17 protein-coding genes are annotated in these 19,933 nt (G+C 29.8%); 7 read left to right on the top strand and 10 right to left on the bottom strand.

What is annotated here, in order from left to right:
• Positions 1–88: 88 nt before the first annotated feature.
• The 3 genes from tamL (at position 89) to accD (ending at position 4,872) form a co-directional block, all read left to right on the top strand.
• Positions 89–2,614 carry a translocation and assembly module lipoprotein TamL gene (gene tamL / locus H9I45_RS09120; RefSeq protein ID WP_228454820.1) on the top strand — a complete coding sequence of 842 codons (2,526 nt, stop codon included), beginning with the start codon at positions 89–91 and terminating at the stop codon, positions 2,612–2,614.
• Between the two features lie 118 nt (positions 2,615–2,732).
• On the top strand, positions 2,733–3,800 hold the full coding sequence (fbaA, locus tag H9I45_RS09115) for a class II fructose-bisphosphate aldolase (protein WP_088354983.1): 1,068 nt from the start codon (positions 2,733–2,735) through the stop codon (positions 3,798–3,800).
• Positions 3,801–3,996: 196 nt separating this feature from the next.
• Positions 3,997–4,872: an acetyl-CoA carboxylase, carboxyltransferase subunit beta gene (accD, locus tag H9I45_RS09110; RefSeq protein WP_088354887.1), complete on the top strand. Its 876-nt coding sequence runs from the start codon at positions 3,997–3,999 to the stop codon at positions 4,870–4,872.
• A gap of 51 nt (positions 4,873–4,923) precedes the next feature.
• Here accD and H9I45_RS09105 read toward each other — a convergent pair whose 3' ends face one another.
• The 4 genes from H9I45_RS09105 to H9I45_RS09090 form a co-directional block, all read right to left on the bottom strand.
• On the bottom strand, positions 4,924–5,421 hold the full coding sequence (locus H9I45_RS09105; protein WP_088354888.1) for a DUF3575 domain-containing protein: 498 nt from the start codon (positions 5,419–5,421) through the stop codon (positions 4,924–4,926).
• A gap of 304 nt (positions 5,422–5,725) precedes the next feature.
• A complete protein-coding gene (locus tag H9I45_RS09100; RefSeq protein ID WP_088354889.1) occupies positions 5,726–9,103 on the bottom strand; it encodes a DUF8818 domain-containing protein in 3,378 nt (1,125 codons plus the stop codon).
• Positions 9,104–9,159: 56 nt separating this feature from the next.
• Complete coding sequence (locus tag H9I45_RS09095) at positions 9,160–9,651, bottom strand: methylated-DNA--[protein]-cysteine S-methyltransferase (RefSeq protein ID WP_088354984.1); 492 nt, start codon at positions 9,649–9,651, stop codon at positions 9,160–9,162.
• Between the two features lie 69 nt (positions 9,652–9,720).
• The gene (locus tag H9I45_RS09090) at positions 9,721–10,485 is read right to left on the bottom strand and encodes a TatD family hydrolase (RefSeq protein WP_088354890.1); all 765 of its coding nucleotides are present in this window, start codon (positions 10,483–10,485) and stop codon (positions 9,721–9,723) included.
• 103 nt (positions 10,486–10,588) lie between these two features.
• On the opposite strand from H9I45_RS09090, the gene H9I45_RS09085 reads away from it, so the two are divergent.
• Entirely contained in the window at positions 10,589–11,938 is a 1,350-nt protein-coding gene (locus H9I45_RS09085) for a DEAD/DEAH box helicase (RefSeq protein ID WP_088354891.1), read from the top strand.
• A gap of 8 nt (positions 11,939–11,946) precedes the next feature.
• Positions 11,947–12,312: a DUF8840 domain-containing protein gene (locus H9I45_RS09080; RefSeq protein ID WP_088354892.1), complete on the top strand. Its 366-nt coding sequence runs from the start codon at positions 11,947–11,949 to the stop codon at positions 12,310–12,312.
• Between the two features lie 47 nt (positions 12,313–12,359).
• Here the strand turns inward: H9I45_RS09080 and bglX are convergent, their stop codons facing one another.
• From bglX to H9I45_RS09055, 5 genes are all read right to left on the bottom strand, one after another.
• Entirely contained in the window at positions 12,360–14,582 is a 2,223-nt protein-coding gene (bglX, locus tag H9I45_RS09075; protein WP_088354893.1) for a beta-glucosidase BglX, read from the bottom strand.
• A 58-nt stretch (positions 14,583–14,640) separates the two neighbouring features.
• Positions 14,641–15,786, bottom strand: coding sequence for a lycopene cyclase family protein (locus H9I45_RS09070; RefSeq protein ID WP_088354894.1), 1,146 nt, complete (start codon positions 15,784–15,786; stop codon positions 14,641–14,643).
• A gap of 2 nt (positions 15,787–15,788) precedes the next feature.
• Positions 15,789–16,277, bottom strand: a complete 489-nt coding sequence (locus H9I45_RS09065) for an ABC transporter ATPase (RefSeq protein ID WP_317043388.1) — start codon at positions 16,275–16,277, stop codon at positions 15,789–15,791.
• Between the two features lie 86 nt (positions 16,278–16,363).
• Entirely contained in the window at positions 16,364–16,975 is a 612-nt protein-coding gene (locus H9I45_RS09060) for a thioredoxin family protein (protein WP_088354896.1), read from the bottom strand.
• Between the two features lie 62 nt (positions 16,976–17,037).
• Positions 17,038–17,979, bottom strand: a complete 942-nt coding sequence (locus tag H9I45_RS09055) for an NAD-dependent epimerase/dehydratase family protein (protein ID WP_088354897.1) — start codon at positions 17,977–17,979, stop codon at positions 17,038–17,040.
• Between the two features lie 175 nt (positions 17,980–18,154).
• Between H9I45_RS09055 and H9I45_RS09050 the strand changes: the two genes are divergently transcribed.
• Both H9I45_RS09050 and H9I45_RS09045 read left to right on the top strand, forming a co-directional pair.
• Entirely contained in the window at positions 18,155–18,775 is a 621-nt protein-coding gene (locus H9I45_RS09050) for a hypothetical protein (RefSeq protein WP_088354898.1), read from the top strand.
• 9 nt (positions 18,776–18,784) lie between these two features.
• Positions 18,785–19,303, top strand: coding sequence for a nuclear transport factor 2 family protein (locus H9I45_RS09045; RefSeq protein ID WP_088354899.1), 519 nt, complete (start codon positions 18,785–18,787; stop codon positions 19,301–19,303).
• A gap of 135 nt (positions 19,304–19,438) precedes the next feature.
• On the opposite strand, the gene H9I45_RS09040 is transcribed toward H9I45_RS09045, so the two are convergent.
• On the bottom strand, positions 19,439–19,918 hold the full coding sequence (locus tag H9I45_RS09040; RefSeq protein ID WP_088354900.1) for a regulatory protein RecX: 480 nt from the start codon (positions 19,916–19,918) through the stop codon (positions 19,439–19,441).
• Positions 19,919–19,933: the final 15 nt, after the last annotated feature.

Genomic DNA, 19,933 nt, shown 5'->3' with positions numbered 1-19,933 from the left:
GTATAAAAACCGAAAAGCTATCTGTTTTGGGTATATGCTCATTAATTAAATCTAAATGATAATAAACCGTTGAAAAATATTATTTTTGATGTTCGATTCTATTGCTAAAGTAATGAAAAAATTTTCTTTTTACTTTCTACTTGTCTTAATTTTGGTTGCATGTAATTCTACAAAACATGTTGCCGAGAATGAGCACATGCTAACACAAAATTATATTTTTGTAGATAGTGTTAAAGATAAAAGTAGCGATTTACAAAAATACATCCTTCAAAAACCAAATCCGAGATTATTAGATTTACCATTAGGCTTATATTTCCATAACTTAGGAAATCACGATAAACCAAAAACACCTTCTGAATGGGGTAAACAAAACCCTAAAAAATATAATTTCATTAAAAATGTTTTTTCAGAAAAACAAAGCATCGCTTATGCAAATTCTCAAATAAATTTAAATAATTGGTTTTTAAGTTACGATGCTCCAGTAATTGTAAGCGAAACTAAGGTAAAAAGAACAGGAGATAATCTATGGGCATATTATAAAACGCAAGGTTACTTTAAATCGAAGGTAGATACTGTTATAAATAGATTTAAAGATAAAAAAGCAACAGTAGAATATCATATTACTAAAGGGAGACCAACTCTATTAGATACCATTAAGATAAAAACAGAATCTAGTGTTTTAGATTCTATATACAAATCTTCTGGAATTAAATCTTTATTAAAAACAGGAGAGCAGTATAATGATAAGACTTTTAGAAACGAAGCCGCAAAAGTTGTTAAATTATATAGAAACAATGGGATTGTTAATTTTACGGAATCTGCTCTAGGTTTTTACGTAGATTCTACAAGAACAGATTATAAAACAAATGTCGATTTTTTAATTTCTAGCGGAAGATTTGAAGAAAAAGACGGAGCTTATACAAGTAAAGAATATAAGGTAAATAAAATAAAGGAAATAAAAGTAGTTACAGATTATTCTTATACTCAAAAAGGAGAGGAGTATACAGACTCTTTAACATACAGAGGAATTAAGTTTTTTGGTTACAATAAAATAAAATACAACCCTAAATATTTAGAGCAGTCTATCTTTTTAAAACCTGGAGATGTTTATAAAGACACACTAAGAAATTTAACAAGAAATCATTTAAAATCTTTAAAGAATTTTAAAACCACAAATATCGATTTTCTTTCAATTGGAAACTCTGGAGACGAATTAAGAATGAATATTTTTTTATCTCCAAAAGAAAAATATACCTTAGGTTTCGATACAGAATTAACCCATTCTAATATTAGAGAAATAGGAACTTCTGCAAAATTTTCTATTATCGATAGAAATGCATTTAGAGGAGCAGAAATTTTAAAACTTTCTTTTTTAGGTTCCTATTTTAGGGCCAGTAATGGACCTGGTTACGAAATTGGTGCAGATGCATCTTTAGAAATACCAAGATTTGTTGCTCCTTTTGGATTAAATAAACTGGTACCTAAAGAAATGTCTCCAAGAACATTATTTTCTGTAGGTTCTAGTTTTCAGAAAAACATTGGTTTAGATAGGCAAACGTTTACTATTCTTTCTGATTATAGATGGCAATATACTCCCAAAAAAACAATTCAATTAGAAGTATTTAATACACAATACATTCAAAATTTAAATGTAAATCGCTTTTTTAATATTTATAGTTCAGAATTTATAAACTTAAATAATATTGCAGAAACATATGATGCTGTAAGTGGAACAAATAACCACCCATTACCCACAGATTTAGAAAATCAAGCACCAGAAACTCTAAGTTTTATAAATGATGTTGTTTCTAACAATGGTTTTAAAACTTCAAACCCTGCAGATTACAATACTGTTTTAAATATCCAGAATAGATACAATATTGTAACCTCCGATTTTTTAATTCCGGTGTTAGCTTATTCATATACCTATAATAGTCAAACTAATTTTAGAGATAATAATTTTTCTTTTTTCAAATTTAGAATTGCAAACTCAGGAAATTTACTAGGTTTAACATCTAATAAATATAATAGCAATGGAAAGAAAACATTCCTAAAAATACCATTGGCACAGTATTTTAAAACAGACATAGAGTTTAAAAAGTTTTGGGATGTAGGTTCTAGTTCTGTTTTTGGATTAAGAACTGTTTTAGGAGCAATTATTCCTTACGATAATTCCGATATTCCTTTTACAAGAAGCTATTTTGCAGGCGGTTCTAACGATATTAGGGCTTGGCAAACTTACGATTTAGGTCCAGGAAGTAGAAATAGTGGCTTAGAATTTAATGTAGGAAGTTTCAAATTTCTTACAAGTGCAGAATATAGATTCGATATTGTTAGTAATTTAAAAGGAGCTTTATTCGTAGATGCAGGAAATATTTGGGACATTACTGGTTCCGATTTCGTAGAAGAAGATGCCAAATTAAAAGGTTTTTCTTCCGTAAAAGATATTGCTGTAGGAACAGGATTGGGTTTAAGACTAGATTTTAATTTCTTAATTCTTCGTTTCGATGTTGGGTTTAAAACATACGAACCTTACTTAAATGAAAATAAATGGTTCAAAAATTATAACTTTGGAAGTGCTGTTTACAATATTGGAATAAACTACCCATTTTAAGAAAATTACAAACGAAAACCTATAACGTTTTCGTTATTTTATGCTTTCATCAAATAGAAAAACAGCTATTTTTAGTACTTTTGAAAAACTAATAATCAACGATTTAAAAAAAATAAAAATGAGTCACAACATAAAACCTGGAGTTGCAACAGGAAAAGAAGTTCAAGCAATTTTTAAACTAGCCAAAGAAAAAGGATTTGCATTACCAGCTGTAAATGTTGTTGGTTCTAGTACAATAAATGGAGTTTTAGAAACTGCAAGAGATTTAAATGCGCCAGTAATTATTCAGTTTTCGAATGGTGGAGCACAATTTAATGCAGGTAAAGGTTTATCTAACGAAAATGAAAAAGCGGCGATCGCTGGTGGAATTGCAGGAGCAAAACACGTACACGAACTTGCTGTTGCTTATGGAGTTCCAGTAATTTTACATACAGACCACTGTGCAAAAAAATTATTACCTTGGATAGATGGTTTATTAGATGCTTCAGAAAAGCATTTCGAAGAAACAGGAAAACCATTATATAGCTCTCATATGATCGATTTATCTGAAGAACCTTTAGAAGAAAATATAGAGATTTGTAAAACATACTTAGCTAGAATGAGCAAAATGGGTATGACCTTAGAAATTGAATTAGGTATTACAGGTGGAGAAGAAGATGGTGTAGATAATTCGGACGTAGATGTTTCTAAATTATACACACAACCAGAAGAAGTTGCTTATGCTTACGAAGAGTTAATGAAAGTTTCTCCTCAATTTACAATTGCAGCTGCATTTGGAAATGTTCATGGAGTTTACAAACCAGGAAATGTAAAATTAACACCAAAAATTTTAAAGAATTCTCAGGAATTTATTACAAAAAAATATGGTGTTGAAGAAAATCATATCGATTTTGTATTTCATGGAGGTTCTGGTTCTACATTAGAAGAAATTAGAGAATCTATTGGTTATGGTGTTATTAAAATGAACATCGATACAGATTTACAATTTGCTTTTGCAGAAGGAATTAGAGATTATATGCAAGAAAAGGCACCTTATTTAGCAACACAAATAGGAAACCCTGATGGAGCAGACCAACCTAATAAAAAATATTACGATCCAAGAAAATGGTTACGTTTAGGAGAGCAAACTTTTACAACTCGTTTAAAGCAAGCATTTCAAGATTTAAACAACGTAGATACTTTATAAAAGTATTTTAATATTTTATTAAAAAGCATTTTGATTTTTTCGAATCAAAATGCTTTTTTCTTTTTACAAAAATCTATAAATATTTGTGCGAAAGAATAACAAACAGAAGAAAGTGTATTTCGCAAAAATATTTTTACATTTGTATTTCACATTTATTCTTGTTTTAGAATAAAATTATAACAAAGACAAACTAGATATGGCTTGGTTTAAAAGAACAGATAAAGGTATACAAACTGCTACAGAAGATAAAAAAGACACTCCTAAAGGTCTTTGGTACAAAACTCCTAGTGGTAAAATAATAGATACAGAAGAATTAAAAAGAAACTTATATGTTAGTCCAGAAGATGGATATCATGTAAGAATTGGAAGTAAAGAATATTTCGAACTTTTTTTTGATGATAATAAATTTAAAGAATTAAACGAGACATTAACCTCTAAAGATCCTTTAAAATTCGAAGACACTAAGAAATATCCAGATAGGTTAAAAGCTGCCCAAGAAAAAACAAAACTAAAAGACGCTGTAAGAACAGCTGTTGGTAAATCTTTAGGAAAAGATTTGGTAATTGCAGCCATGGATTTTTCTTTTATTGGAGGTTCTATGGGATCTGTAGTTGGAGAAAAAATTGCCAGAGCAATAGATTACTCTATTAAAAATGAAATTCCGTTTTTAATGGTTTCTAAATCTGGAGGGGCAAGAATGATGGAAGCTTCATTGTCTTTAATGCAATTGGTAAAAACATCTGCAAAATTAGCGCAATTGGCAGAAGTTAAAATTCCATATATTTCTTTGTGTACAGACCCAACAACAGGAGGTACAACAGCTTCTTATGCAATGTTAGGAGACATTAATATTGCAGAACCCAATGCATTAATTGCATTTGCAGGTCCAAGAGTTGTAAAAGATACTACTGGAAAAGATTTACCAGAAGGTTTTCAAAAATCGGAATTTGTATTAGAACATGGTTTCTTAGATGCTATTTACGAGCGTAAAGATTTAAAGAAACAAGTAAATTTATATATAGATTTAATTCAAAATCTTCCAATTAGAAAAGAAGAGGAATTAGCATCATAAAAAAAGCCAGCGTAAGCTGGCTTTTTTTATATATCTAAAGTTTGCTAAAAATTAAAATCTCCAACCTACATTTACACCAGCTCTAGGTACTAATATTGGAGAGTCTGTTCCAAAAAGATTTCTACCAACACCAGCATAAACATCAATTACCAAACCACTATCAGAAATATATTTGGTTCCAATTGCAACACCTAAAGCGCCATCTGTATATTTCTGTAGTTGTGTGTTTCCATTTACTTCGATTTCAGCTTTTCCAGAATTTATACCTAAAAAACCTTCTCCAAAGAAATTCCATTGTGCTTCCGAAGTAAAATAATGACGAAAATACGGAGTAATCATTGTGTCTTCATTGTATCTAAATTCTACATCTTGTTTTGCTAAATTAAAAAGAGCAGAAATACCAAAAGAGTTTTCTGCACTAATATAGCTTTCGTAAGAAAACTCTAGACTTCTTATAACCAATGCATCTGCAATGTCTAATTTTACTTCTTGTTGTGCAAAACTTAAAGAGCTTACTAAAAGACCGAATATTAAAAGTGCTTTTTTCATTTTTTGTTATATTAAATATATTTAACGAAAATACTAATTTAAAATTGTTTAGAATCTGTAACCAACAGTATTTCCATCTCGACCAACAATATTATTATCTAAAGAACCATCTTTGCTACTACTTTTAATAAGAATTTTTACCAAAACCTAGCAAAACTTCTGAAGTAAAACAAGATTTTGTTACAAATTTGCCATCAACAGAAACACCAAGTGCAAACCCTGTTTCTGCTTGAGAATAATTATTTAAAAAATATTAGTTTTTGGATTATTTGGAAATTAATCAAAAATTAAGCCACATAGTATGTTAAAAAATAGCCCTTAATTGTATGCTTCCTGTATGGATAGTTTTCGAGTTTTCGCTTTTTCTTCCTAAGTAATTTAAATTTAAATTTAAAAAGGAATTTAATTTTTGAGAGAATAACAAATTCCAAGTATAGTTTTTTCCAGCTTGTAAACCTTCTAACATTTGGTAAGCCACAGGTGTATTTGTATCTCCTTCAAAATCATTTAAAAATACATTTACATTCGCAGTTATTTGGTTCTTTTTACTGCTGATGAAAAAATATTCCAAGCCGAATTTTTGTTGATTCAATTCTTCGAAACCAGCCAATATATTTTGCTTGTTTTTATAATGATAAAAAGCCGTTAACCTGTTATTAGGATTGTATACAAAACTTATTTTAGGTTGCATCTCCTTCGCTTCAATAAAATAATTTCTATTATTAAAGTTTTCGGTTTGTAAGTCGTTTTCAGAAACTTTTCCCATCAATTCACCCACCCAAAAAGTGGCGAATTTATGCGCAAAATCTAACTGATGTAAATTCGTTTTACTTTCTTGACTTCCTATAAAATATTGTTGCTTATTTCTTAAGTTTCCATAGGTATAAGTAACGCTATATTTCTGGAGGTTTTTATTAAAATATAGGCTATTTCTGTAGCTTAAATTTAATCCTATTAACTTATTTTCATCAAAATTAAAAGGATTAAAGTTGAAGGAATTTCCAATTCGTGTTTGTTCGTTTTCAACACTTAAAAAACTTTCGTTATTAAAATGAGAAATAATTTTTTTGAATCCTTTCTTTTGTTTCCATTGATTAAAATTTAAGTTAATGGATTGCCTAAATTTTGCTCTTTGTGTCGCAATAAAGCGAATATTTGGTTTTGGAACTCGTAAGTAATTTGCTTGGTCTTGGAATTCTGCAATTTCAAATTCGTCGAAATCCTGTACTCCATCATTATTATAATCAATCCAAGTATAATAACCCAAACCAGGCTCAGTTTTAATGTATATATATTCTTGTCTTGCGACGTTTCCAGAAGAAGTTTCGTAAGTTGTTCCTAAAAACACGAAGTTATTAAACAATCGTTTATTAAAAACTATTTTAGAATTTAATGATTTTTCATTCTCCGAAAATCTGTTTTCAGTAAGTCTGTAATTTCCAAAAATGCTTAAATTTGTAGATGTATTCTGAATTAATTTACTGTTAATATAAATGGTTTTTCGATTATTAATTTCAGTAAAAGTATTCGATTTTATACTATCGTTATTTCTATAATTAAAACCGATTTTAGCAAAAACTTTAGCAGTATCTCCAATTCCAAAATAGGTTTCGAATTCTTTAAAACGATGACTCGTATTTATAAAATTATCTGTAGCAATATTCTTTCTGCTATTGGTTTCTAAATTTGTAAATCCACCCAACCAACTTTTAGAAAAACGATGTTCTACTCGTGCTTTTGCTCTTAAAAACGAGTTGTCTTCTAAAATAGAGGTGTTCGTTAGAAAACTTCCATCCATATAAAACGAGGTATTATTAAAAGACATTTTAGAGTGCAATTCGTGCATATTTCCATTGTAAATATCTATATAATTTAAGTTGTTATATTTATATGAGAAAAAGTCTTTCTTTTTGTTCTGCAGTAATAATGCTGTTTGAAAATAATTTTTGGTGCCATTATTTGTTAATAGATTCCAATCTCTATTAAACTCAATGGTTTCCCAACGTTGTAAAGTTTTAAAATTTTTCTGTACGAATTCATGATTTATTGTACTCGTTAATTTCCATTCTTTGTCTATTAAAACTTGTTCCCAGCCAACTTTTGCTGCAATTCCGGTATTTTGATTATTATCTATGTTAGAAAATAAATTAGCATCGTTATTACTCACAGCAATTTCTGAAGTTAGTTTTGTTTTTTTAGTGGAATCGTAATCGGTTTTTAGTACAAAAACTTGCGATTTTGTTGGTGGAATTAAACGTATTATTGGATCGTAACTTCCTTGGTTTGCGCCTACATATTCAAAAATATTACCAATTGCTGTACTTCTTAAAATTGTGTAATCTCCATTGTTTGCGCCAACATTGGTAAAAGTTACAAAATACAATTCGTCGTTAGCATCTGTAGAATATTCGAAATTTTCAACAGCTCCATTTGCTATTTTTTTATAGAGAATTTTGTTCTCATCAAAAGCATCTACAAAAGCACTTTCTGCAAACATTAAATCGGTATTGTTTCCTGCATTCGCTAAAATTTGTTTTTGCTCGTCAGTCAACGCTTGTTGTAAAGGCTGATTTTTAGCATCGTTTTCACTATAAAAAAAACCGTTAATTTTTAGTTTTTCAGAATTGTAAGAAACATTTTCATAGGTTACAAAACGCGTATAATTTCTGTCTGAATACTGAAATTCCACAGTAATTCGCATGTCGTTTGTAATTGGAAAAGTGGTGTTAAAGGTAATTTCTGCTAAATTATAATCAATTGTATAGTCTTTGTTTTCTCCTCTATCAATTAAAATTCCGTTAATATAAACTTGTTCACTTCCAGCAATTATAACAATAGCAGGTTCGTTATTTGCTCCAAAAATTTTATATGGACCTTGGTTCCCTTCAACTCCAACAATCTTAAAATTATTATACTTTCCACGAACGACTGCTCCAGAAGCACCTACTTTTAGGTTTTCTGTAACATTGGCCTCTACTTCTAAACCAGCGGCTTGTTTTACAAAAGGAGAAAAGTAACTTTCTTTATTTTGCAAAGAAATATCACCAGCTTTTACACGCCAATTTTTATGATACATTTCAATAAAAATTCGATCGAAATCTGTTATGTTTTGCGAATATCCATTTTCTTGAAGAGGAATATTCGTATCAAAAATATTTGCTCTTAAAGTAACTTCTTTGGAGAGTTTTCCAGAGATTTCTAAATCTAAAGCAGAGTTAGTAACCGCATTTTGGTTATTACCCCCAGTAACGCCTCTTGTAATAAAACCTTTGGTTTGTAAACCATCGAATAATTTAATTTCTGAAGCTTTTTTATTGGTTGTTAAACTGTATAATTTACCAGTATTTACGCCATTTGGAAGTATTAAGCTTTCGTCATAAGAAGTGTAAATTTTCGTTACAAAATCTGGAAACTGAAAGTATTCTATGGTAATTTCGGGATATATTTTAGCATTTATAATTAATATCGCTTTGCTAAAATCTACTTGATATTCTGTGGACGGAATTGGTTTTAAAATAGAATTTAAAACTTTAAACTGTTGAGAATTTACAGAAACCGAATCAAACTGAACTGTGTCTTTTTGGATTAAAAATTTCTTGGATCGAAAATCTTTAGAAATCGTTTGTGCTTGGATGGAAAATCCAACAAAAAGTAAAATAAATAAGGTTATTTTTTGATACATGCACGTCTATAACTACCAAACGTAAAAATAAGTTTTTTAATATATGGAAAAGAAATTTAAAAAAGTGATTGTTGTTTTACAGGATTTTCGTGTGCTAATAACCATTTTTTTCGCCAAATTCCGCCAGCATAACCAGTTAAAGAACCATCTGAACCAATTACTCTATGACAAGGAATTACAATCCATAATGGGTTTTTACCATTTGCAGAAGCCACTGCTCTTATTGCTTTTACATCGCCCAAAGCTTTGCTTTGTTCTAAATAACTTCTTGTTTTTCCATAAGGGATTTCCAATAAAGCTTTCCAAACTTTTTTTTGAAAAGTAGTTCCTTTTGGGTTTACAGTTAAATTAAAGCTAGCTCTTTCTCCATTAAAATATTCTTTAAGCTGAAGCACGCAATCTTTTAAACAACTTGGAGTTTCTTCTTTAAAATTATCTTCAGAAATTTCGCCATTATCTAAAACAGAAACAGATTGAATTCCATTGGAATCTCCCACAATTTTTGCAGTTCCAATAGGTGTTTTGTAGTATGTTGTTTCTAATTTCAAATTATGTTGATTTTTTCTAAAGTTTTTTGACACAGATTTCACGGATTTTTACAAATCTGACTTTTAAAACTATACTCCAAAAACTTCTTTAGAATTTTGTGTAGTAATTTCCGCAATTTCATTAAAAGAAAGCTGATAAATATCTACTAATTTATCAACTACATTAGTAATATAAGAAGTTTCGTTTCTTTTTCCTCTATAAGGAGTTGGCGCTAAATAAGGTGCATCTGTTTCTAAAACAATGTGTTTTAAATCAATTTCATTTAAAAATTTATCGATTTTTCCATTCTTAAAAGTAGCAACACCACCAATTCCTAATTTCATATTGTAGGAAATTGCTTTTTCTGCTTGTTCTTTTGTTCCTGTAAAACAATGGAAAATTCCATTTAAATCATCTCCTTTTTCAGTTTCTAAGACTTCAAAAATTTCATCAAAAGCATCTCTACAATGTATTACAATTGGTAACTTTTTTTCTTTCGCCCACTGAATTTGAGTCCTAAAAGCTTCTTGTTGTTGAACTAAAAAAGATTTGTCCCAATATAAATCGATACCAATTTCGCCAATTGCATAAAAGTCTTTTTTATCAATCCATTCGCGAACATGTGCCAGTTCATCTAAATAATTTTCTTTAACAGAAGTTGGGTGTAAGCCCATCATTAAATACACATCATAAGGATATTTTTCTTCCAAATCTAGCATTCTTTGTGTGTAAGAAGAATCTATTGCTGGAATAAAAAAGCGCGAAACGCCTGCTTCTTTAGCACGTTTCATCATAGTTTCCCTGTCCTCGTCAAACTGATCTGAATATAAATGTGTGTGCGTATCTGTAATCATTTTTTTTGCAATTTAATAATCGCGAAATTACTAAATAATCCTCTTGCGAACAGCCATTGCTTGTCATTTTATAAAACGTACCTTTGCACAAAATTTTAGTACGATGACTTTTGAAGATTTAGACTTATCTAAACAACTACATTACGCAATTGAAGATTTGGGTTTCGAAACACCAACTCCAATTCAAGAACAAGCATTTTCTGTAGTAAGATCAGGTAAAGATGTAGTAGGAATTGCGCAAACAGGAACAGGAAAAACCTTTGCATATATGTTGCCAATTCTTCGAGATTTAAAATACTCGAAACAAGTACATCCTAGAATTTTGGTGTTGGTGCCAACTCGTGAACTTGTTTTACAAGTGGTAGATGAAATTGAAAAATTAGCAAAATATATTAATGTTCGTGTTTTGGGAGTTTATGGTGGAACAAACATAAATACTCAAAAACAAGCCATTTTACAAGGGCAAGATATTATTGTAGCCACTCCAGGACGTTTGTACGATTTGGGTTTAAGCAATGCTTTAAAGTTGAAATCTATTCAGAAATTGGTTATTGATGAAGTAGATGTAATGTTAGATTTAGGTTTCCGTTTTCAGTTGATGAATATTTTTGATATCATCCCAGAAAGAAGACAAAACATACTATTTTCTGCAACAATGACAGAAGATGTAGATCATTTAATTTATGACTTCTTTAAAAAACCAGAGAAAATTTCTGTGGCAGTTAGTGGAACTCCGCTAGATAATATTGAGCAAGTTTCTTTTAATATTCCTAATTTTTTTACCAAAGTAAATTTATTACATCATCTTTTAAGAGATAAAGAAACGTACAATAAAGTATTAATTTTTGTCGGTTTTAAAAGAACTGCAGATTTGTTATTTAAGCATTTAGAAGAAGTTTTTAATGACGAAATGTGTGTAATTCACTCCAATAAAACTCAGAATTACAGAATTCGTTCTATAAGACAGTTTGATGAAGGGAAAAATAGAATTTTATTAGCTACAGATGTAATGGCTCGTGGTTTAGATTTTGATAATGTTTCGCACGTTATTAATTTTGATACACCAGATTTTCCTGAAAATTATATGCACAGAATTGGTAGAACTGGTCGTGCAGAAAAAGCAGGAAAAACCATTTTATTTTCTACTGAAAAAGAACAAGAAAGTAAGCAAGAAATAGAAAAATTAATGAATTTTGAAATTCCTGTTTTGGAGCTTCCAGAAGAAGTTGAAATTTCTAAATTACTAACAGAAGACGAACGACCAAGAGAAGACCAAGGAATTTCTAAGAACAGAACTGGTTTAGAATATGTGCCAGGACCTGCTTTTCATGAAAAAAGTGAAAAGAATAGTAAAACCAATCAAGGTGGTTCTTATAGAAGAGAAATTGCTAAGAAATATAAGAAGCCGAAAACTAGAGGAGATAAAAATTACAACAAAAGAAATAAGAAATAATAATTGTAATGCAAGTTTTAACAGCACAAGAATTGCACAACTTGGCAATGAATATCGTAGGAAAGAAGCTTGAAAAAATGGGTTATGAGTTTCAGGCAATCAATAGTACTTTAAAAAGGCACCCGCAATTTGTATTGTTTAAAAAAGGAGAACCCACCATTTTTGTCTTGGTAAAAGCGACTAATAATTTACAGAATCCAAACGATTATGATGTTTTATGGATGGAAACATTCAAACAACATGCAAAAAAGCAAAATGCCAAAGTTTGGTTTGCGGGTGTTGGAATCGCAAATTCGGAAAGTGTGGAAGCTCCTGTTTTTAAAGACCAACCTTATTATGTGGCTTTTGAAGATTTTATCAAAATTTTGGAGTAAAGATTTCCTAATTAAATTAATTTTTAAATACGTTTTCAAAGCCAGATTTATTCTTTCAAATAGAATGCAGTCTCTTTTACATCTTCAGAAGAAGTACCAATAAAAAGCTTAAATTTTCCATATTCAAAAGATTGTTTGTAGTTTCTGTCTATAAAAGTAAGATCTTTTACACTTATTGTAAATGATACATCTCTACTTTCTTCTTCATCTAATTCAATAATTTTAAATCCTTTTAATTCTTTTTCAGGACGAATTACAGAACAGACTTCATCTCCAAGGTACATTTGTACAACTTCTTTTCCTTTATAGTTTCCTGTATTTTTAACAGTTATAGTAGCTAATATAGAATCTTTAGCTGTAAATGTTGAATCGGATAATTTTATATCAGAATATTTAAAATCGGTATAACTTAGTCCATACCCAAAAGGATACAAAGGTTTGTCTTGCACATCTAAATGTTTCACCTTTAATTGTGTTCTTTTGTAATTATAATATATTGGTATTTGTCCTTGATGATAAGGAAAAGTTACTGGCAATTTCCCTGAAGGATTGTAATCTCCAAATAATACATCTGCAATGGCATTTCCACCAGTAGTTCCTGGCAACCAGGCTTCTAAAATCGCATCAGAAGGTTTTTCTATTTTTGTAAGAATTAAGGGTCTTCCATTAAACACGACTGTTACAATAGGTTTTTTTAATTTTTTTATGCTGTTAATTAACGCTATTTGTTCGTCTGTAATATTAATATCTGCCATGGATCTGGTTTCTCCTGACTGCCAACCTCTTTCACCCAAAGCCATTACAATTATATCTGCTTTTATAGCAGTTTGAATCGCTTGTGCTAACAATTTTTGGTTTTTAATAGCATCCATTTTCTCTCCTAACAAACATCCTTCAGCAAAAACAAGTTTCGACGATGCAGATATTTTATTTTGAATTCCTTCCACAAGACTTACGACATCATTTTTATCTCCTTTACAATACCATTGACCCATCAAGTCACTTTTACTATTTCCTAAAGGACCAATAACTGCAATCGTTTTTATATCTTTTTTTAAGGGTAATAATTTGTTATTATTTTTTAAAAGCACCATACTTTTTCTGGCTACATCTCTAACATCTTCTATTACTTTTTCGGATAATAAAACTTCTTTCTCTCTTTTTTCATCAAAATATTTATAGGGATTCTCAAATAAGCCTAATAGGTATTTTGATTTTAGCACATTTCGAACAGATTCGTTTATGCGTTCTATAGATATTTCTCCTCTTTCAATTAATTTTTTACCAGTATTTACTAATTTTCTGGAAGTCATATCTACATCTATACCAGCATCAATAGACATTTTTGTTGCGATGGTGTCGTTTTCTGCAACACCTATTTTAACAACGTTAGAAATTGTTGTCCAGTCTGTAATTAACATGCCTTTAAACTTCATTTCTTTTCTTAAAAGATCGGTTAAAAGAAATTTATTGGAACTTGCAGGAATTCCATTTACAGCAGTGTAAGCAGTCATTACACTTCCAACTCCTGCATCTATTGCAGCCTGAAAAGGAGGTAAATAAAGTTCTCTTAATTTTCTTTCAGAAAAATCATTTATGTAATAATCTCTTCCTGCTAAGGCATCTCCATAACCTGCAAAATGTTTTACACAAGCCATTAAAGTGCTGTTCGATTTCATATTATTTCCCTGAAAACCTATTACACGAGCTTTGGCAACTTGTGCCCCCAAATAAGGATCTTCACCAGCTCCTTCCATAATTCTTCCCCAACGTGGTTCTCTAGAAATATCAACCATTGGTGCATATGTAAGTTGAATACCTGCTGCAGAAGCTTCTAATGCTGCTGTTGCAGATGATTTTTCAATAGCTTCAAGATCCCAACTGGCAGCTTCTCCAAGTGGAACTGGAGCAATGGTTTTATAACCATGAATTACATCTTCTTGGAAAATTAAAGGAATTCCTAATCTGGTTTCTTCTATTGCTGCTTTTTGAAGTTTTAAGTTTGTTTTAACTCCATTAGATTTAAGTAATGCTCCAACTTTTCCTTCTTTAATTTTTTGTAAAACTGCTTCTTTAGTATCCTCATAATAAGGAATAAGGTTTAATTGGCCCAATTTCTCTTCTATGGTCATTAAATTTATAATAGAATCTACTTTTTGGTTTAGAGTTTCCTCTGCAATATTTACTTTATCTGTATTTTGCTGGCATGCAAATATGTTAAAACATATAATCGCAAATAATACCTTAAATCTTACAATCTTATTGTTCATAATCTATGATTTTTTAACTCTTTTTTTTAAAACTTCTAAGATGGAGTGATTACTTTTTTTATTCCTTAAATTGCTTAATTCCAGAAACCAAAAATGGTTTCAAAGGTAGGGTTTTCATAATAGAAATATCCTCTAAAAACGTGCTTTCATTTCCTAAGAAAGCCAATATTTTTTCTGCGGATATTTTTTTAAACATTTTAGTAAAAACATCTTTTCCTGTTAATTTTTTTGATAACAAAACATCAATTAATGTTCTGTCATACCAATTAAATCGTTTTTGGGTGAAGGATAATGGCTGATTTGGGTTTTTATCAACCTTTAAATTTGCTACAATTTCTGCAACATTTTTCTGAATAAATTGAAATGTATAACCACTACTAGCTTTTGTAAATCCTCCTGCTGTTCCTAAATTGACGATGTTTTTCTGTGGATTATGGTTAAACTTCGCCAAAGACATTGGTATTACTCCAAATTCTTCATGAGTAATCTCATATGTATCAATATTTAATTCTTGGCTGATGTACTTTTTTAACTCTAAAGAATATTTTTCTTTATCCAATAGAGTAGGACTAAACAACGTATATTCAACTAAAGCTTCTGTTGTGGAAGTTGGCAAAACATACATAAAAGTGGCACCATTTTCTTGTGAAACTCTAAAATCCATCAAACGACCAACTTCTGGATTAAAAGAAGGTTGTTTTGTTTTAATAACCCAACCTTTAAAATGTTGTAAAAGTGAATTTTCCTCAGTTATTTTTGGGTTGAAAATACTTGTAGAATTAAAAATATATTTTGCTGAATAGGAAGCGTTATCTGTTCTTAAAATTGCTAAATTTTCAACAGAATTTATAGAAATAATGTTTTCTTGTAAGAAAGTAACATTGCTAAATTTCTTCGCAAAATCGATTATAAAGTTATAGAAATCTATACCCTGTATCATTTTGTAAGTGTAAGCACCCAAGTCTAGTTTTTCTTGAAAATCGGTAGATAAAAACTCTAAAGTGTTCCATTTTGCGTGAACAATCGACTCAAATAAACCTGGCTCTTTTTCCCAAAAACACCAAGTTCTATCGTTATTTTTCTTGTCATCTTTATCAATAACTAAAATTGAACGATTCTGTAAAACAGGATCTTGTAAAAGACGATATAACAGGCTTAAACCTGCACAACCACCACCTGCAATTATGTAATCGTATTTTGCCATACTTATCTTAAAAATCGACTGTACCAACTATCTTCAATTGCTACTTCCCAATGGTTTTCGAATTCTTGTTTTGTAGTAATTAAATTATCGAATACAATCGTTTTAGCAGTAACAGCTTTGTTTTTTAGTAATTTTTTAAAGTCTTTTAATTCTTTGTATTGTACAAATTCACCTTGTTTAAAACAAACATTCATTTTGTCTAAAAGCTCCACATTATAAATTTCTTGCAACTCTATAATAAAAGTAACAGAAGTGTCTATATCTTTGTTAGTAAGCGTTGTAGTAATATCGTCTGCAGATAAAACAATAAAACGATTGTATAAAATTTTATAGGAAGCCTTAAAATCTTCGTTTTCTGTTTTCCAAGTTTCAACGAATTTTTTTACCTTTTTGGTAACTTCATCAATTTCATTGGCATAAAATTTTCTGCTAGATGGATAAATCCACACTTTTGCATCTTCTGGAATCGAATCGAATTCTACTAACATCATTTTTATTTTGAAATACAAATATAACCAAAAGAAAAACCGTAAACTTAAATTAAGCTTACGGTTTTATATAATGTGCTTCTATATTGTTACACTTCTTTAGATACGCTATTTTTTGCAAGCGCAATAAAATCGTCTTGTACACTTTGTCCCTTGTTTTTATTATACCAAACTTGTAAATCTTGTTTAAATTGTGCGTCTAAACTTCCATTTTCAGCTTTATAATCTGCAACCATTTTTGTAGCTACAGTTGGTCTTGGTCCCCAAGTAAAAATTACATCGTTATTTGTATCTAAGGCAATTAATTTTGGAATCGCTCTTCCATCATTTGTTAAAAACAAATCCATTAATTCTAAATTATCATCTCTTAAAACTATTTTTAAGTCAATTTTAGAATTTGTTTCTGCAATTTTATTAATTACTGGCAAATTCTGTGCTGCATCTCCACACCAGCCTTCTGTAATTACTAACCAAATTTGTGGTTCTTGTATTTGTTTAAATTCCAAGACAGTTTCGTTAGAAATTTTAATAGTTTTGTCTAAACGTTTCATTCTTCTGTCGTTTAACAAACTATAATTTGTTAAAGCTGCAGATTGTTCTGAGCCAGTCGATTTTCCTGCAGAAAGTAAATCGCTAATTAAGACTCTATATTTTTTATAAGACAAAGTCTTTATTAAACTTTTTTCTATAATTTCTTTCATAATAAATAGTACTAAATTCTTTGGTTTAGACGAAGTTTGTACATAAACTTACATCCTTGTTTTTACGATTTCAGGTTTTTAATAATGTCTATTGTCATCGAAGATAAATCGAAACTGTGTTTCCATTTCCAATCTTTTCTTGCTTCAGAATCGTTAATTGAAGAAGGCCAGCTATCTGCAATTTGTTGTCTAAAATCTGGTTTATAAGTAATTTTAAAATCTGGAATATGTTTTTTAATCTCAGATGCAATTTCTTCTGGTGTAAAATCGATGGCTGCCAAATTATAGGAAGATCTAATTTTAACATCTTCGCTTTTAGCTTGCATTAGTTGTATGGTTGCATTTACAGCATCGTTCATGTACATCATTGGTAAACGTGTTTTTTCTGATAAAAAACATTCGTAACTACCATCTTTAACGGCTTTAAAATAAATATCCACAGCATAATCTGTGGTGCCTCCACCTGGTTTTGTTTTCCAAGAAATAATTCCAGGATACCTTAAACTACGAACATCTACACCAAATTTTTCGTGGTAATAATTACACCAAAATTCGCCAGAAATTTTACTAATTCCGTAAACTGTAGAAGGTTCCATTATGGTTTTTTGTGGCGTATTTTTTTTGGGAGTTGTAGGGCCAAAAACAGCAATAGAACTTGGCCAATACACTTGTTTTATATGTTTTTCTTTCGCTAAATCTAAAACAGCTAAAAGAGATGTCATGTTTAAATTCCATGCCTTTTGTGGAAATTTTTCTGCTGTTGCAGATAACATTGCAGCCAGTAAATAAATTTGAGAAACTTTATATTTTTTAACCATTTTTAGAATGGTTTCTTTGTCTGTTGCATCAATAATTTCAAAAGGACCAGAAACCATCATGTCTTTATTTCCTTCTTTAATATCGGAAGCAATTACATTATTGTTTCCATAAATAGATCGCAATTTTTGGGTTAATTCATTTCCAATTTGCCCACTTGCTCCTAAAATTAGGATAGTTTCACTCATATCAATATTTAAATTAAAATCAATAACAAAGGTAATTATTTAAGTATTCGTAAAAAAGATTCGTTTAATTAATTATTTGATAAAATTGAAACTTTATTTTTTTGATTTGTTAGTATTTTCTTAAAATGCATTTGTGTGTTTTTAAATTATGTATTTTTACAACTTAAAATAAATTGTGAAATATCTAATCCTTTTACTGTTAAGCGTTTTTGTAATTTCTTGTGGAAATAAAACCCAAGATATTGCAGATTTAGAAAAAGCAAAACCTTTAATGCGTGTTGTAAAAAAACACAATGCAACTGTAAGTGTTAAACCAGACTTTTTAAAAGAGGTCGAAAATTGGCAAGAATTAAAAGAAATAGATTCTTTTTTTGTTAAATTTAGAGAAATATCTCCAAATGAAGCCCTAAGCAATGCTTTAGAATTAAGAGATTTGGTAAAGAGTTTAAAGGACAGTGTAACACCTAGTTTATTTGACACACCTTCTTTTAAAACTCGTGTAAATATTTTATACAACGAAAGTTTACGCTTGGCAGATTTAACATTAATTTCTGCAATTAAAGCGACAGACATAAACAAACAAGTAGATAAAACAATTCTTGCATTTTCGGCTGTAAATACTAAAATAAACACAACTTTAACTAAAAAAAGATTCGAAGACGAAATAGATATTCAGTTCGATTTTATTGGTTTAGATTCCACAAAAATAGATACGGTTTCTAAAAAATCTATCGATTTACGTTCAAAGCAAAAACTTTTAGAAAAAAATAAATTAAAAGAACAAATTCCAGAATAATAATACAAAATGAAAAATATAATCCTCTTCTTATTATTGTTAATTACATTGGTTGCTTGTACTTTTCCGAATGTTAATAAACCAGTTGACAAAACTAAGGAAAAAAGCAAAATAAACACAATACTAACTAATTGGCATAAAGCAGCATCAGAAGCCAATTTCGATAATTATTTTGGAGCTTTAGACAGTGTTTCTGTTTATATTGGAACTGCAGCCGAAGAAAATTGGACGAAAGAGCAATTTTCTAGCTTTAGTAAACCATATTTCGACAAAGGAAAAGCATGGAACTTTACTACATTAGAGCGAAATATTTATGTAAACGAAACAACCAATTTTGCTTGGTTCGACGAATTATTAAAAACTTGGATGGGAACCTGTAGAGGTTCTGGAGTTTTAGAAAAAACAAGTAATTCTTGGAAAATAAAGCACTATGTTTTGTCTGTTGTAATTCCAAATGATGATATTCAAAAAGTAATACAAGCCAAGAAAAAAAACGATTCCATTTTTTTAAGGAAGTATAATAAATAGTTTTTGGAGCTGTTTCCAGCTTTCGTTACTCGCTTTTTATCTCTTTTTTAAGAGATAAAAGAGCTCAAACATACCACTCAATCTGGGCTAAGCTTACTTACTAACTTTTAGTATTACTTAATAGTATCATTTAAATCAGGAAACCACTTCTTTTACAACTTTGTAAATCAACTCATTTTCAAAGCCTTTTCGCATTAAAAAATCGATTAGTTTTTTTTTTCTTTTGTAAATATTAGGTTCAGAAATTACTTCATTTCTATTTTCTGTAATTCTGTAAACGGTTTCAATATACTCGGTTTCGTCAATTTCTTTTAAAGCAGTTTTTATATTGTAGGCAGAAATATCTCTAAATTTTAGCTCTCTTACAATTCGTTGTTTTCCCCAGCTTTTTATTCTGAATTTTCCACGAGCAAAACTTTTAGAAAAACGTTCTTCGTTTAAAAAATTATCTTTCATTAAACTTAAGAGAATTATTTCTCTAGCTTCAGGAATCAGGTTAAACTCATGCATTTTTTGTTCCACTTCTTTATGGCATCTATCCTGGTAAACGCAATAGTTTTCTAATTTGCGCTTAAGCTCTTCAACTGTAAAAGATTTTTTCTTTTGTTCAAACATTATTTCGAAAATACA

This window comes from Polaribacter haliotis (assembly GCF_014784055.1).
GTDB lineage: Bacteria > Bacteroidota > Bacteroidia > Flavobacteriales > Flavobacteriaceae > Polaribacter > Polaribacter haliotis.
The sequence above is the reverse complement of the archived record's forward strand: the minus strand, read 5'-3'. Positions and strand labels throughout refer to the sequence as shown.